At 40.7% G+C, this 15,702-nt stretch carries 13 protein-coding genes; 4 read left to right on the forward strand and 9 right to left on the reverse strand.

Annotation, left to right across the window (positions count from 1 at the left end; translation table 11 throughout):
* Nucleotides 1-20: 20 nt before the first annotated feature.
* Together BrL25_RS07770 and cyoE are read right to left on the reverse strand one after the other, a co-directional pair.
* Entirely contained in the window at nt 21-917 is an 897-nt protein-coding gene (locus BrL25_RS07770; RefSeq protein ID WP_018670313.1) for a COX15/CtaA family protein, read from the reverse strand.
* A 206-nt stretch (nt 918-1,123) separates the two neighbouring features.
* Nucleotides 1,124-2,074, reverse strand: coding sequence for a heme o synthase (gene cyoE / locus BrL25_RS07775; RefSeq protein ID WP_018670311.1), 951 nt, complete (start codon nt 2,072-2,074; stop codon nt 1,124-1,126).
* 274 nt (nt 2,075-2,348) lie between these two features.
* On the opposite strand from cyoE, the gene BrL25_RS07780 reads away from it, so the two are divergent.
* Both BrL25_RS07780 and BrL25_RS24740 read left to right on the forward strand, forming a co-directional pair.
* Entirely contained in the window at nt 2,349-3,116 is a 768-nt protein-coding gene (locus tag BrL25_RS07780) for a sulfite exporter TauE/SafE family protein (protein ID WP_026315037.1), read from the forward strand.
* A gap of 147 nt (nt 3,117-3,263) precedes the next feature.
* Nucleotides 3,264-3,323, forward strand: coding sequence for a putative holin-like toxin (locus BrL25_RS24740; protein WP_231929061.1), 60 nt, complete (start codon nt 3,264-3,266; stop codon nt 3,321-3,323).
* Nucleotides 3,324-3,584: 261 nt separating this feature from the next.
* Here the strand turns inward: BrL25_RS24740 and BrL25_RS07785 are convergent, their stop codons facing one another.
* A complete protein-coding gene (locus BrL25_RS07785; RefSeq protein WP_018670309.1) occupies nt 3,585-5,882 on the reverse strand; it encodes an immune inhibitor A domain-containing protein in 2,298 nt (765 codons plus the stop codon).
* Between the two features lie 334 nt (nt 5,883-6,216).
* Between BrL25_RS07785 and BrL25_RS07790 the strand changes: the two genes are divergently transcribed.
* Nucleotides 6,217-6,531: a DUF4870 domain-containing protein gene (locus BrL25_RS07790; RefSeq protein ID WP_018670308.1), complete on the forward strand. Its 315-nt coding sequence runs from the start codon at nt 6,217-6,219 to the stop codon at nt 6,529-6,531.
* An 80-nt stretch (nt 6,532-6,611) separates the two neighbouring features.
* On the opposite strand, the gene BrL25_RS07795 is transcribed toward BrL25_RS07790, so the two are convergent.
* The 4 genes from BrL25_RS07795 to adhE form a co-directional block, all read right to left on the reverse strand.
* A complete protein-coding gene (locus tag BrL25_RS07795) occupies nt 6,612-7,406 on the reverse strand; it encodes an ABC transporter ATP-binding protein (protein WP_018670307.1) in 795 nt (264 codons plus the stop codon).
* Nucleotides 7,400-8,329 carry an ABC transporter permease gene (locus BrL25_RS07800; RefSeq protein ID WP_018670306.1) on the reverse strand — a complete coding sequence of 310 codons (930 nt, stop codon included), beginning with the start codon at nt 8,327-8,329 and terminating at the stop codon, nt 7,400-7,402. Before BrL25_RS07800 ends, BrL25_RS07795 begins: the two co-directional genes overlap by 7 nt.
* Nucleotides 8,330-8,453: 124 nt before the next feature.
* The gene (locus tag BrL25_RS07805; protein ID WP_018670305.1) at nt 8,454-9,467 is read right to left on the reverse strand and encodes an ABC transporter substrate-binding protein; all 1,014 of its coding nucleotides are present in this window, start codon (nt 9,465-9,467) and stop codon (nt 8,454-8,456) included.
* Nucleotides 9,468-9,841: 374 nt separating this feature from the next.
* A complete protein-coding gene (gene adhE / locus BrL25_RS07810) occupies nt 9,842-12,451 on the reverse strand; it encodes a bifunctional acetaldehyde-CoA/alcohol dehydrogenase (protein ID WP_018670304.1) in 2,610 nt (869 codons plus the stop codon).
* Between the two features lie 400 nt (nt 12,452-12,851).
* Between adhE and BrL25_RS07815 the strand changes: the two genes are divergently transcribed.
* Entirely contained in the window at nt 12,852-13,139 is a 288-nt protein-coding gene (locus BrL25_RS07815) for a HesB/YadR/YfhF family protein (RefSeq protein WP_018670303.1), read from the forward strand.
* Between the two features lie 93 nt (nt 13,140-13,232).
* Here the strand turns inward: BrL25_RS07815 and BrL25_RS07820 are convergent, their stop codons facing one another.
* A complete protein-coding gene (locus BrL25_RS07820; protein WP_018670302.1) occupies nt 13,233-14,015 on the reverse strand; it encodes a 3-hydroxybutyrate dehydrogenase in 783 nt (260 codons plus the stop codon).
* A 69-nt stretch (nt 14,016-14,084) separates the two neighbouring features.
* Nucleotides 14,085-15,467, reverse strand: coding sequence for a GntP family permease (locus tag BrL25_RS07825; protein ID WP_018670301.1), 1,383 nt, complete (start codon nt 15,465-15,467; stop codon nt 14,085-14,087).
* Between the last annotated feature and the right edge of the window lie 235 nt (nt 15,468-15,702).

Here is a 15,702-nt window from a genome sequence, read left to right on the forward strand (position 1 = left end):
TCTTTTCCATCTCCACTTTTTTAGGATGGCCTCTTCAATGTCTGTAAACCTAAATAACATAGTATTCCAAAAAATACTGTAATGATGGCAGAATGGATCAAAGTAGCATATAATTCTAAATTAGCAAATACCACTAATCCCCCACTAAGCACTTGGAGAATAACCAATCCCAGCGCTAGCTTAGAACAGGTATAAATATCTTTACGTGATTCTTTATAATGTCTGGCAGCATATACATAAATTCCGATAATTAGTAGCACCAATACAGCAGCAGCCACCCTATGTAAAAACTGAACACCCACCTGACCGCTCAATTCCGGAATTAGCTTCCCATTACAAAGCGGCCAGCCTGAACAGCCCAAGCTGGAGCCTGTATGACGTACATAGGCACCCAGATACACAACCCCGTAAGCGTATACACTTACCATCCACACATATAAACCAAAGCCTTTATCTACAGTTCCCTTAATTAGTTTCTGAAGACGTTCATGGTTAATAACAAACATAGTGAGCATAAATACTCCTGTATATGCGAGCAAAGAAAAGCCAAAATGTAGAGCTAAGACAGGTGAAGATTGTGGCCAGATGACAGCAGAGGCACCAAGAATAGATTCTACTACAATAAAAAACATTCCGAATATTGCTAGTCCTAATACTTCTTTATTACCTTTGTATTTATAAATGGAGTAAATAGAAAAGACAACCACTACAATTCCCGCTAGACCGGTTGTTAATCGATGAACGTATTCAATGATTGACTCCAAAGCATACGAGGGAACAAACTTCCCATTACACAGTGGCCAATCATTTCCACAGCCAAGACCAGAGTTAGTTTTGGTTACTAAAGAACCAGCAATCATCACGATAAACATAACAACAGTCGAGAGGATCGCTAATCGTTTTACATTTTTGTCCATTCTCATACCTCTTTTATCAATGTAGCAAATCTTTTTGAAGAAGCAACGAACCTAGCTGGCGCAAAAATGTAACCGCCATCTTTTTGAATAACTTCCTTTATTCCGAATTTTTTCTTACTTTCTTTAACAGTAAAGAAACATCCCCCGCTTTGCAAGAGATGTTCCTGTATAAATGTGTGATAAACATGTCAACTTTTCAAACTTTTTTATAAGTGAACCAAAATAGCGCTAATAACCATGGCTGCACACATTACTGTTAAGTAAATGAGCGAATAACCAAATAGCTTTTTCGCCCATGCCATATCATCCTTGACTGAAAAACCTTGGAAGAGAAGTACTAGGTAAATAATTCCCATGATGGATGCGACAATAAAATACAACATACCTACATTACCATATAGGAATAAAATAAGTGATGCCGGCAATAAGGCAGATCCCCAGAAGAACATCTGACGCTTGGTCTCTTCAAATCCTCGTACCACCGGGAGCATTGGGATACCCCCCGCTCGATAATCTTCCACTTTCATCATAGCTAATGACAAGAAGTGAGGAGATTGCCACAAGAAAATTATTAGAAACAAAGTCCAAGCTCCCAAATCAAGCGTTCCTGTTACCGCAGCCCATCCAATTAAAGGAGGCATTGCCCCTGAGACACTGCCTACCACGGTATTCAAAGTACTGACACGCTTCATCGGTGTATAAATAAGCACATAAAAAATGTGACCCACCAAGCCACAGACTGCTGCCAGTGGATTAGCTAGAAAGAACAACACTATTAATCCAAGCAATAATAAACCTAGTCCAAAAATCAATGCATTACGTGGTTGGATTCGTCCTGATGCTAAGGCACGGTTTTGCGTCCGTTTCATTCTTTTATCCAGATCTCGATCCAGATAGTTATTTAATACAGCACCAGAGCCAATAATTACAGAAGTTCCGATCAACGTATAAATCGTAAGGTCAAAATGAAAATTTTTAAATCCTGCTGAAGCAAGCCAAATACCAGCAAAAGCAGTTAGTAAGTTAGAAAAAATAATACCTGGCTTCATTAATTGTACATAATCTGATAACGTTGCGGGTTCAGTTTGCACTTGTTTTGTATCCATATCATCTAGGAAAGAGGTGCCGGACTCCTTTAAGTCAACCTCGTGTTCCATATTGCAAGGCTCCTTTCCTTCTTTCAAAATAAGTGATCCCTTATACTATAACAGCGGAAAAATTACTCGAAAGTCTATAGCGTAAGAAGTGATTTTTTTCATAAATAGATTCGCATTCATTGTAGCGAATCTTTCCATATACAGTCAACAATAGAAACACAGTTAGCACATAACAACTGCCTTTCGCCTATTTTTTTGTCGATACGCACCCCGATTCTAACCACTCCATACCATGTAAGGTAGCATTCGCCCATGGAAGAGAGGGTTTCGCATGATCGATATTTCATTAACTCTCATCGGTTTGTTAGTTGGCTTTCTTGTCGGATTAACAGGAGTAGGTGGGGCAGCATTACTGACGCCTTTCTTAATCATGATGGGAATTCAACCAACGATTGCCGTAGGAACAGATCTTGTATATAACTCCATTACAAAAATATTTGGAACTCTCCAGCATTGGAGACAAAAAACCATCGACTGGACCATTGTACTCTACTTAGGTATTGGAAGTGTTCCCAGTGCCATTCTCGCAGTCCATTTTCTACATTGGATACAAACGAATTTCGGTTCAGCTGATGCAGTAGTCAAAAAGGTATTAGGTTTTGCCCTGATTCTCATTCCTATTGTCATGTTGATTAAAACGATCCAATCTCGTAAAGAAGTGAAGCCAAACAAATGGCAACAAAAAACCACGCAAGAAAAAAGTATTTTAGCCATTACCTCAGGAGCCATTTTAGGCTTTATCGTAGGACTTACTTCTGTCGGCAGTGGTTCCCTATTTGCCCTTGTTTTGCTTTACTTTTTTCAGATGCGAGGTGCCTCAACAGTCGGAACCGATATTGCCCACGCTTTCTTTCTAGTTACCGCTGCTGGTTTTACTCATATTTTATATGGAAACATAAATTATGCCACCGTATTCCAACTGTTAACAGGTTCGATTCCTGGTGTTTTTATTGGGAGTTTGCTTGCGCTTAAAGTACCTACTATTCATTTACGTTACATGATTTGCGCTATTATTTTAATTAGCGGTCTAAAAATGATTTAACAATCATGACATTTTACAAAATAATACAACAAAGGAAAATATCATGATATAATAAAATGTAAGCAGATAAGTCAAACGACGGTAAGGCGGACCGTATCCCCACAGAAAGGGGGTGGGCATATGTCAGTGTATGAAGGCTTATCATTGATGATTACGTTTGGGACACTCATCATAGCCTTGCTGACCGCCTCTGCCAAACGGAAATGACCACTAGTCTGTCTAATAAACAGAAAAGTGGCCATGGCTGACTCGAACGGCTACCTACCCCGTACGACTATTTGCGATCGCCGCAGGTGTCCAGCCACCTGCGGCTTTTCTATGGTGATCGACATTTTTTGTAAATTTTTGTCGAAATAGGTTGCTATTTCCAACAATTCATATGTTATCACAAATGCTCGAATTGATGTAACCTATTTTCTAATTTTTCGTGAAGACTTTCTAACAAGTTGTCTTTTTTGTTCCTATTACCTAGTCTTTCCACACTTCAATTGTAGCCTTTGTAAAATCATCCTCAACATCCTTAATCTTGATGTTAAGACCTACCTGTGGTAGTACCATTCCTACATCTTCTAGACCTGGCATCGAGTAATCCTTTTCATCAGAGAAGGTTGTTACACCCTTCCGAGATGGACTCCACATCTTACCCAAGATATAATCAAGATTAATTTCACTTGTAGGATTTGGACTAAATGCAGCATCACTTACTTGGTAACGAGCATCGGCTGGTTTCTTCTTGTTATCATCCCAATAACGAATTTGTTGATGAGAATCAACTACACCAAGCATTCCATGTCCAGGATGCAAGCTGGTTTTGTTATCTTCCGTTGCACCATATCGCCCATCGTAATACCAAACAACCATTCCAGGATCATAGGTTAAAAATGTTTCTCCACGGCGAAAATATTTTAATCCCTCATCAGCACCGTTATAAGAGCGTAATTCTACGAGATAATAGGCATCATATTCTTTACCTTTTCCATTGAAATGGGTGAAGCCGTCTAATTCCATCTTAGGCTTCCCTTCCCCGTTATCTTTAAATACCACTTCACCATCAGCTGATACCACGATGTTATCCAGATATACTCCTTGTCTCGTCGTTGCAGCATCTGTCACGTACTCAAATTGAAATTTCACTTTTTTACCGACATAATCAGAGAGATCGATCTCCTCTTCTTCCCATTCTTCGGGATCATCGCTCCAATCTTCTACTATTTCCTCCTCGCCTGTGTCTACATCAATAGCATTTAGGTATAAGAAATCGTAATTTTTTTCAATACTCCTCCACATATCAACAGTCATTGTCGCTTCCGTAGCATCCGTGAGGTCGATTTCAGGAGTTGTAATCGTACTTGTTAAATTATCACCCTCATCGGAAAAATAAGAATATTCACCTTGAAAGGGCTTTGTTGGCGCATCCTTAATAATCTCAGGCATATCAATTTTAAGTACCATATTATTATCAATATCTTGGTTTACCGCTTCGTGCAATGTAAACCTCTGTTTCTTACGTAGGTCAGCATAATCTACCACCTGCGGAGATACCCATTTCCCACCGTACATTTCTTGTAGCATCATTTTAGACCAAGGGTCAAGACTGGTGGGTTCTGTTTGAAATACATAGCCTGTGTGACTACCGCTTGACATCAATGACCAAGCTCCAACTGGAGAATCATGCCCGCCTTTATTCGTATCATATAAGTCCGGTAAACCCAAATTATGACCATACTCATGGCTGAAGACACCTGGTGCCCCATCTTCGGGTTGAATCATGTAATCATACGCAAGTAAATTTGTTCCTGGTATCTTTACAGGCTCTTTTAGCGTCCAACGATGTGACCAGATCGCATCATCATCCTCCCCTGTTTCTTCCCCGATACCAGCATGTACCAACATCAGATTATCCAAAATGCCATCCGGTTCATTTAGATCCCCGTCACCATCAAGATCGTAAGGGTCACGTTGATCGTACTCTTCCTCATGACCTGCGATTGCCTGACCTACCTGTTCCAAAGTTTCAATTACTAAATCGCGTGGGCGAGCATCTCCACCGTTCCGATTCTTTCCATAGTATTTATAAGAATGTTCAGCGGTTATCCAAGGTGTTACTATGCCATTTACCGACCAGGTATCACGAGATTGCTCTTCGTAATATTTAGCCATTGTGGTCATTGGCGTGCCCTCTGGCGTTGTGTATCCTCCCGGTTCAAACAACATTTTTTCATAATGCTCTTCATTAAAATCAGCTGTCCAAATCGAATCTTTCACTTTTGGTAATTCATTGTGGCGTCTATCTGGGAACTCAACGAGGCTAACGACGATATTATCAACAAACATATTATCATCAAAATTTCTAGAACGTTTCTTTCCTTTGAATTCAGCTACATTCTGAATAACCTCTTCTTTAGCAACTTCTTGACTACGCTTTGCCTCAGCACCAAATGAACTGGAGGTATCTGGCCCACTTGGGATGCGCTTATCCTCCAGGTATTCCTTGATAGAATCTCGAATCTCATCCTGGGTAGCATCTTCAGCGATAATGCCTCTTGCCTGTAGATTTTTCGCTAAACGATCAAGGTTGAGAGTGGATTCATCTACCGGTGAAAAATTGTCTTTGGTCGTTACCTTTTCTTTTTTCTTCTTCTGGTGAAGCTTTTGCTGCTTCGTATCTTTCTTGCTCTTAGCTTCCGTAATGGTTGGCACGCCTGCAATTGTACTAAAAAGCAGTGCGGATGCAAGCATCGCGGACATCGTCTTTCTCCACTTCATCTGAAAACCTCCCTTTCCCCTTGTAAAAACTCTTTATTCGGGTATCTTTTTACCATTCTTTTCATCCTCTTAAATTCCTTTTACATTTTTTTATTTTTTTCGATAAATTCAGATATAAATTTCGACAATAGTTCAATTATCATTTAACTATCGCCTCAGTCTTGAGAAGGAGATAAAAATCATTCGTTTGCTGGTATAAAAACCATTGATTCACTTGTAAAATAAAAGTGTAAAAGAAGAGCATGACTTTTTGAAATTTCATTTAGAACGTGATATCATGTGAATCTATCGTTACTCATGTGATATTTGCAATAACGAATAGGAGGTTTATGCTATGGAAATGAATCAAGTCTTAAAATTACTCTCCCATGCCAGCACTTTTTTTGCTCCCATTATTGGGCCCATTATTATTTGGATACTCGCATCTGATCGATATGTAAAAAACGTAGCTCTGCAAGCACTCGTTTTCCATATTTCTATGTCTGTTTTGATCGCTATTTCTTGGGCATTGTCGTTCATACTAATCGGCATTCCGTTCCTCATTGTATTCGGAATCATGGCACTCTACTGCCCAATCAAAGGTATCTTCTACTCTCTTACAGGTAGAACGTACTACTATCCAATCATTGGTCGTCTGATCAACGGCTAATAGGGATTTTCATATAAAAAGCCAATGCCCAGGTCTTTTGACCATAAGCATTGGCTTTTACATTTTCAAACCCAAATCTATTACGACAGCAAATACCGATCCTCCGTAAAGCTCTCTCCTCGCGCTGTTTCAAAAGCCTGTAACAGTTCCTTTGTAGTCATGTTAGCTTTTTTCTCCTGCCCTACGTCCAAAATGATTTTACCTTCATGGAGCATCAGCAATCGATTTCCTAGTGTGAGTGCTTGCTCCATGTTATGCGTAACCATCAGAGTCGTTAGCTGATCACGCTCCACAATTCGCTTAGTCAGTGCTGTTATGAGAGCTGCTCGCTTCGGATCGAGTGCTGCGGTATGTTCATCTAATAACAAGATTTTTGGCTTAGTAAGAGTTGCCATTAACAAGCTCAGAGCTTGACGTTGTCCTCCAGATAATAGACCTACCTTAGCTTGCAGACGATCTTCTAATCCCTGCTCCAAAATGCTCAATTGTTCACGAAATAAGTTTCGTTTTGACTTAGTGACGCCTAGCCGGAACAGTCTACGCTCTCCTCGGGCTAAAGCAATAGCTAGATTTTCCTCAATGGTCATATGGGGTGCAGTTCCCGCCATTGGGTCTTGGAATACTCGCCCTATATATTTGGCGCGTTGATGCTCTCCCCTACGTGTTACATCCTGTCCATCAATAAGTACTTGTCCCCTATCTGGCAACAAGGCTCCGCCGATCATATTTAGCAGTGTTGATTTGCCTGCTCCATTACTACCTATTACTGTGACAAAATCACCTGGCTTCAAATGTAAATGAATCTGCTGTAATGCGATTTTCTCGTTTACTGTTCCTCCATAAAATAGCTTAGATACATCTGTTAGCTTTAGCATGATTTGTTTCCTCCTTTACCTATGACAGGCAGGTACTTATTCATCCCACGCAAAACATTTGGTAAAGTAAGTGCTACGATCACAAGTAAAGCGGTGATCAGCTTCATATCCCCAGGTGACAAGCCTATTTTTAGTGCGTATGCAATAACAAACCGGTACAACAAAGAGCCAATAATAACTGCTAATGTGGCTCTCATGATGCTTTTATCTCCAACAATTACTTCTCCGATAATAACAGAGGCCAGCCCGATGATAATCATGCCGATTCCCATGTTTACATCACCAAAGCCTTGATATTGCGCAATCAGTGCTCCAGATAAAGCCACCAGTGCATTAGAAAGGGCGAGTCCCATAATTAATGTTCCATCCGTACCAACACCATAACTACGTATCATAGTTGGATTATCTCCAGTAGCACGAAGGTCAAGTCCTACATCAGAATGTAAAAAGTAATCTAAGACTCCTTTTAAGATTAGGATTCCCAACAGGAAAAGCAAGGCAACTCCCGAAAAGAATGTAATACCATTAACAGTAAAGTCTGGAATAGACATATCCTGTGCTATTGAATACAGTGTTGTTTCACGTAGCAAGGGAACATTTGATTTACCCATTATCCGTAAATTAATCGAGTATAGGGCAATCATGGTTAAAATCCCTGCAAGTAAACCGTTAATTTTACCTTTAGTAGTGAGTACTCCTGTAAATGCTCCCGCTAATGCCCCGACTCCTGTGGCAACGAATGTAGCTAGCACGGGATGCGTTCCTTCCGTAATCAATGTAGCTGCCATCGCCCCACCTAAAGCAAAGCTCCCATCTACCGTTAAATCCGGAAAGTTAAGTATCCGAAACGTAAGATAGACGCCTAAAGCCATAACCGCAAATAATAATCCTTGTTCTAAAGCTCCCATCATTGCTACACTCATCTGTCATCCTCCTGTGCTCATCTCAGCTTTCTAATCTCAACCATATACATATAAAAACTCTGCTTTATCAAAGCATGAATCCATCTAATCAAACGCTAAAAAGAGGGCATTGCTGCCCTCTTTGTTATTTCACGATTTCTTTCGCTTGTTTACGCAAATCATCTGAAATAGTCAAACCAAACTTTTGAGCAGCTTTCTCGTTAATGACCAATTCGGTATCCTTCCCTACTTCAACCGGTGTATCTGCCACACTCTGACCTTTCAAAATACGTGCGACCATTTCACCAGTCTGTTTGCCCATCTTGTAATAATCAATGCCATACGTAGCCACTGCACCGCGCTTAACAGTATCCATATCGGATGCAAATACCGGTACTTTAGCCTTCTCCGCTACACCAAGTACGCCTTCAATGGAAGCAACCACTGTATTATCAATGGGAATAAAAATAGCTTCCACTTTACCAATTAAGGATTGAGCGCCCATTTGCACTTCATTTTGACTGCTGATGCCTGCTGGGACGACTTCAATACCCATTTTTTGACCAGCTGCCTGTAAATCCTTAACCTGAACCTCAGCGTTTACTTCTGCTGTAGTATAGATGACACCTATTTTTTTGATGGTAGGAATGAACTTTTGAACGAGCTTCAACTGCACTTCCATTGACAATTTATCAGAAGTCCCTGTTACATTCTTATCTGGTTTATCTAAAGAAGGTACTAATCCTGCTGATACAGGATCTGTTACCGTAGTAAATACTACTGGAACATCTCCAATTGCTTTAGCCAAAGCTTGAGCGGACGGAGTAGCAATCGCCACTGCAACGTCTTTCTTGTCGCTGGCAAACTTCTGAGCAATTGTGATCGTATTATTCAGTTCGCCGTTTGCGTTCTGATAATCTACTTCCAGGTTCTTACCTTCTTCAAAGCCTTTATCTTTTAATCCATCCTTAATTCCTTGATAAATGGAATCCAGGGCAGGATGCTGTACAAATTGGGATACACCAATTTTGACCTGCTTATCTGATGTACTTTGTCCAGCTGCTGTTGCTCCCTCCTGCTTTTCAGTTGGTGCAGCACCACATGCAGCTAATGACAACGCTAATCCAATGGACATGATAAACCCTGTTACTTTTCTCATCTTAACTCTCCTCCTCAGCTCTGTAAAACCTGTACTATACTGGTCTAACCTGCACTGTTCACTTAAAACCTATCTACTCTTCTCTTACTACTCTCTCAACTGTACTGCTATGGTTCTTTTGTAATACATTATCTGATTTTTTGAAGACTGTAAATATAATTTCTGAAATATGCTGAAATTAACAAACGTTTCGTTACAATTTTTTACATAGTAAGAATAAAGCAATTAAAATAAAAATATCGCTGTCGCCTAGGGAAAAGAAAAAAACGGCGAGCCAGATTCGGCTCGCCCAATTTAGTAGTGTGAAGGGAAGGTTATCATATGAAATCGGAAAGGAGAAGCTATATGGTATAGCTAACACAAATTGTGTAGCTCTACACGCCTTTGAATGTGTTTCGATAAATCTCTGCAAGTTCAGTAACTAATGGCATTTTAGGGTTAGCAGTAGTACATTGGTCTTCGAATGCGAGAACTGCCAAGCGATCCACTTCTTTTTCGAACGCTTCTTTACTTACTCCATTCGCTTCAATGCTCATTGGGATATCTAAAGATTTTCCTAATGTAACTACCGCTTGGATTAAACTTTCTACACCCTCTTCTGTTGTTTTAGCAGGCAGTCCTAGCAAGCGAGCTATTTCAGCGTAACGCTCATGTGCTATGAACTTTTCATATCGAGGGAAAGATGCGAATTTATTTGGAACAGTCGCATTAAAACGAATGACATGTGGCATCAGAATCGCATTAGAACGACCGTGGGCAATATGGAATTCAGCGCCCAATTTGTGTGCTAAGCTGTGGTTGATACCAAGGAATGCGTTAGCAAAAGCCATACCTGCAATGCAAGATGCATTGTGGACTTTTTGACGGGCGACCTCGTCTCCACCGTCTTTATAGGCACGTGGCAAGTATTCAAAGATAAGCTGAATTGCTTTTAGAGCCAGACCATCTGTGAAATCATTCGCCATTACGGATACATAAGCTTCCATCGCGTGAGTCAGGACGTCCATACCAGTATCAGCAGTGATTACTTTTGGCACAGTCATTACAAATTGCGGATCAAGGATCGCTACGTCAGGAGTCAATTCATAGTCAGCAATTGGATATTTCATGTTTTTCTCTCGGTCAGTAATTACCGCAAAAGGTGTTACCTCAGAGCCAGTACCAGAAGTGGTAGGAATGGCTACGAATTTAGCTAGGCGACCTAGTTTAGGGAATTTATAAACACGTTTACGGATATCCAAGAATTTTTGGTATAGGTTTTGGAATTCTTCATTTGGATATTCATAGAATAACCACATAGCTTTCGCAGCGTCCATTGCAGAACCACCACCTAATGCAATGATCACATCAGGTCGGAAATCCGTCATTAGTTCGGTTCCTTTACGTACGGTTGTTACAGATGGATCTGGTTCTACATCGCTAAACACTTTACAATGAACGTATTGAGAACGACTGCGCAGATTTCTCAATACCTTATCTACATAGCCTAGTTTTACCATAGCTGGGTCTGTCACGATTACAGCACGAGAGATATCAGGCATGTCTTGCAGATATTGAATAGAATTTTTTTCGAAGTATATTTTCTCTGGAATCTTAAACCATTGCATGTTCACGCGTCGTTTCGCCACCTTTTTGACGTTGATCATATGCACAGCACTTACGTTGGTAGATACAGAGTTTCGACCATAAGAACCGCAACCAAGCGTTAGAGAAGGAATGAACTCATTGTAAATATCTCCGATTGCCCCTTGAGAAGAAGGAGCATTAACTACGATACGGCAAGCCTTCATTCTCATTCCAAATGCTTCCATAAGATCATCGTCTTCTGTATGGATAACCGCTGTATGTCCCAGGCCACCGAACTCAAGCATTTCTTCTGCACGGCGGAATCCTTCATCCGCATTTTTCACTTTGTAGCATGCAAGGACAGGGCTCAATTTTTCACGGGATAATGGATGATCAGCACCTACCCCTGTCAGTTCTGCGATTAGAATTTTCGTTTCAGGATCTACGTGTATACCGGCCATTTCAGCAATGACTGCGGCTGGTTTTCCCACGATATCCGCATTTACTGCGCATGTATTTTCATTTATGACCAATTTCTCCACTTTTGCCTTTTCATCAGGTGTCAAAAAGTGACAATTATTAGAGATCATAAGTTGTTTTACTCGTTCATAGATTGGTGCGTCAACAATTACAGCTTGTTCAGAAGCGCAGATCATCCCATTGTCAAACGTTTTAGATAAGATCAGATCATTTACTGCACGCTCGATTACCGCAGTTCGCTCAATATAGCAAGGTACGTTACCAGGACCTACACCAAGTGCTGGTTTACCTGTACTATAAGCTGATTTCACCATGGCAGCTCCACCTGTTGCTAATACGAGAGCTGTGCCTGGATGGTTCATTAATTGTTTAGTTGCTTCTAAGGACGGTTGATCAATCCACTGAATACAATTCTTTGGAGCACCAGCTTTTATTGCTGCTTCATATAATGTACGCGCTGCTTCTGCACTAGACTTCTGTGCAGATGGATGGAAGGCGAAGATAATTGGATTTCTTGTTTTAATAGAAATGATTGCTTTGAACATGGTGGTAGAGGTCGGGTTTGTTACTGGTGTAACCCCTGCTACTACGCCAATCGGTTCAGCTATTTCGATGATACCATTCTGCTCATCTTCACGAATGAGACCAACTGTTTTATCTTTTTTAATACTGTTATAAATATATTCTGTAGAGAAAATGTTTTTGATCATCTTGTCTTCAAAAACACCGCGTCCTGTTTCTTCATGAGCCAGTTTGGCTAAATATACGTGCTTATCTAACCCAGCTAACGCCATTGCTTTTACAATGCTATCAATTTTCTCCTGATCGTAATTAGCAAAGTCTTTTAATGCTTGGTTACCATTCTCGACCAAGGTATCAATCATTGTTTTTACTGCCTCTTCTTTTGCTTGCTCTTGCACTTTTATCTCATTGCTCATGGTTTCTTCCTCCTTATTAAATAAGAAAGCATTGTATCCACTGATTTAGTGAAAATTTTCACGTACACGTTAAAAAAATAAAGCGAAAGTGAAATTTTTCACATTCTAGTTTACAAGGAACTTTTGTTAATGATGTTAAGTAGTGCATAAAAGCAATTCCTTATAAACCGCCTTGGGGCTATCTTTTTCTATTCAGCTCCTTGGTACACTCTAATCTTACTCGATAACCATATATATGTATGTGATGTTTCTCACACGTTTTCCTGTATTTTTTTAACTAACTTTTTTAGACTTTACACTTATATCCTATCATGTTTCAATAAAAATCTGGTATGCTACAATAAAAGGATACTTCTGTATCGACCAATCTCCAGATGACATGATGAAGGAGTGGCTCTCAATGTCCATTACCATTACACCACAAGCACTTGCTTGGTTCAAAAAAGACTGGGGCTTCAAATCAGGCGATTCCATTCGCTTTTTCGTCCGATACGGTGGGGGTACCAGCCTACATAAAAGCTATTCCATGGGGATTTCTAAAGCCGAACCGAATGAAATTGCACTCTCCAGTACGGTTGAAGGCATCACCTTCTTTTTTGAGCAAGATGACATGTGGTTTATTGAAGATAAAAGTATGACCGTTGATTTTATTGAAGCTTTAGAAGAAATTACGTTTTCTTTCCAATAAGAAAATAGATAGAAAAGCAGGTAATAGCGAAAGGAATCCTCTGATTCTTCTCTATTACCTGCTTTTTCTATTGCATTCTTCAGTTAAGGCTTTTTATTGGGCAGTATATCCTCCATCAATAGCTGCGGCGATACCTGTTACTCCCTTTAATCTATCGCTTACCAGCATAGAGGCATAGTCTGCAATCTCCTCTACGGACAACAATCTCTTCTGAGGGACTAATGGGTAAATGACTTCCTCCAGTACTTTTTCTAACGGTACATTACGAGTAACAGCCAAATCCTTCAACTGATTTTGTACTAATGGAGTATCAACATAGCCGGGACACAAAGCATTTACTGTAATCCCATGCACGGCCCCTTCTAATGCGGCTACTTTCGTCAGTCCAATCACTCCATGCTTGGCACTGTTGTAAGCCGCCTTTCCCGCAAATCCGATCAGTCCATTTATAGAAGACATATTTAAAATCCGACCATATCCCTGTTGTTTCATTATAGGAAACGCATGCTTAATGCCTAAAAAGGGTCCCACTAGCATGACTTTCAACAACAGCTCAAAACGTTCTGTCGGGAACTCTTCGATTGGGGACACATGCTGTAGACCTGCATTATTAATTAAAATCTCCAATCTGCCGTACTCTTCGACAACCCGCTGTACGCTGACTGCAACCTGCTCCTCATTTGAAACATCACAGCATAAGCCGATCACCTTATTCCCCTGCTGACGTAGCTTCTCTGCTGACATCGCAACCGCTCCCGCATTAAGATCAGCAATGGCGATGATCGCTCCTTCCTTGGCAAAATGCTGTGCCATCTCATAACCAATACCGCTCGCAGCCCCAGTAATTAATGCTACTCTTTGATCTAATAACCCCATTAGACATTTCTCCTATTCCTTATTATCATGGCAAAAGCCTTATCCTTATCTTTTTCAACACCCATCTTATTAGAAAATGGAAACCACGAAAGCCAGTATGAAAACCGTCACTGTCTTCAATACGGTAATGATAAAAATATCCTTGTAGGACTGACGGTGCGTAAGTCCAGTGATAGCCAATAGTGTAATAACAGCACCATTATGAGGTAACGTATCCATCCCTCCTGAAGCCATTGACGCAATCCGATGTAGTAGTTCAGGTGAAATACCAACAGCATCTGCTAGCTCTACGTACTGTTTTCCCATTACTTCCAAGGCAATCGACAAACCACCAGAGGCTGAGCCAGTCATTCCAGACAGTACATTTACCGCTAAGGCTTCAGAAACCAATGGATGATCGCTTGCCCCCAAAATCCAGCTTTGAATGATTTTGAACCCTGGCAACGTTTTTACCACGTTCCCAAAGCCTACTTCAGAAGCTGTGTTAAAGATGGCAAGTAAAGCCCCCATTGCTGCTGTCGTAAGGCCTGCTGCCAGTTTGCTATGCACCGCTTTTACATTTATAGCTAGAGCTGAAATAACCCCTACTAGCAACGCAATGATCAAAGCCCACGAAGAAGCTACCGTCTTTACATTCTCAATCTTAAATTTTTCTTGAAGCATAGCTGGGTCGTACCAGCTATCAACTGCAATGAATCCTCTGCTTAATAGAAAATTGGTGAGGAGTACAAGCAACAAAGGTAAGATAGCCAAGGCAATATGAGGATACTTTTCAGCTTCTTTTGCTTCTGGCTCATTTTTGTGATTGTCACCATATCCCTCTCCTGCTATGGCCGCCTGCTTGCGACGTCTTTCCAACCAAAGCATCCCGCCTACGAAAATCATGAAGGCTCCCACAATTCCCACAAGTGGAGCCGCATAGGCATCTGTCCCAAAGTAATTCGTTGGAATAATATTTTGAATCTGTGGTGTACCGGGCAATGCATCCATCGTGAATGTAAACGCTCCCAAAGCTATCGTGCCTGGAATCAAGCGTTTAGGAATATTCGCCTCCCGAAAAAGAGCTGCTGCAAATGGATAGACAGCAAACGCTACAACGAACAAGGAGACACCACCATAGGTGAGGATTGCACAAGCTAATACAATGGATAACATGGCTCGATTTGATCCCAGCCCTTTGACGATTGTCTGTGCGATAGAACCAGCCGCTCCGCTTAATTCCATCACTTTACCGAAAATCGCTCCTAATAAAAATACAGGGAAGAATGCCTTAATATAATTAGCTGCATTTGTCATAAATGTCTCTGTATAGCTTGGCAGTAACGCTAAGCCCGATAGGACGACAGCCAATAGAGTAAAAATGGGGGCAAATACGATAACAGGATAGCCTCGATATGCAAAAAACATTAGTAAACATAAAGACACAAGGATCGCTACGATCTCTAAAAACATAAATAATTCCCCTCTCTCATCTGACAAAAATGTGTCTATCCTCTATAAAGAAGCATGATTTATGCCATTTATTGAGCAAAGGTGTTATGTAACATCATTCCAGTCAATCTGACAGATACTAACAACATTTTCATCGTACCCAGCCTTTTACAAGCTGAACGATTTCGCATGCCGCCCCTGAGTTTAAGTCCAAATTTCCGGAAAAAAATCACGTAATACTTCGCGTCCTGCAAAT

The organism is Brevibacillus laterosporus DSM 25 (assembly GCF_002706795.1).
Lineage (GTDB): Bacteria > Bacillota > Bacilli > Brevibacillales > Brevibacillaceae > Brevibacillus_B > Brevibacillus_B laterosporus.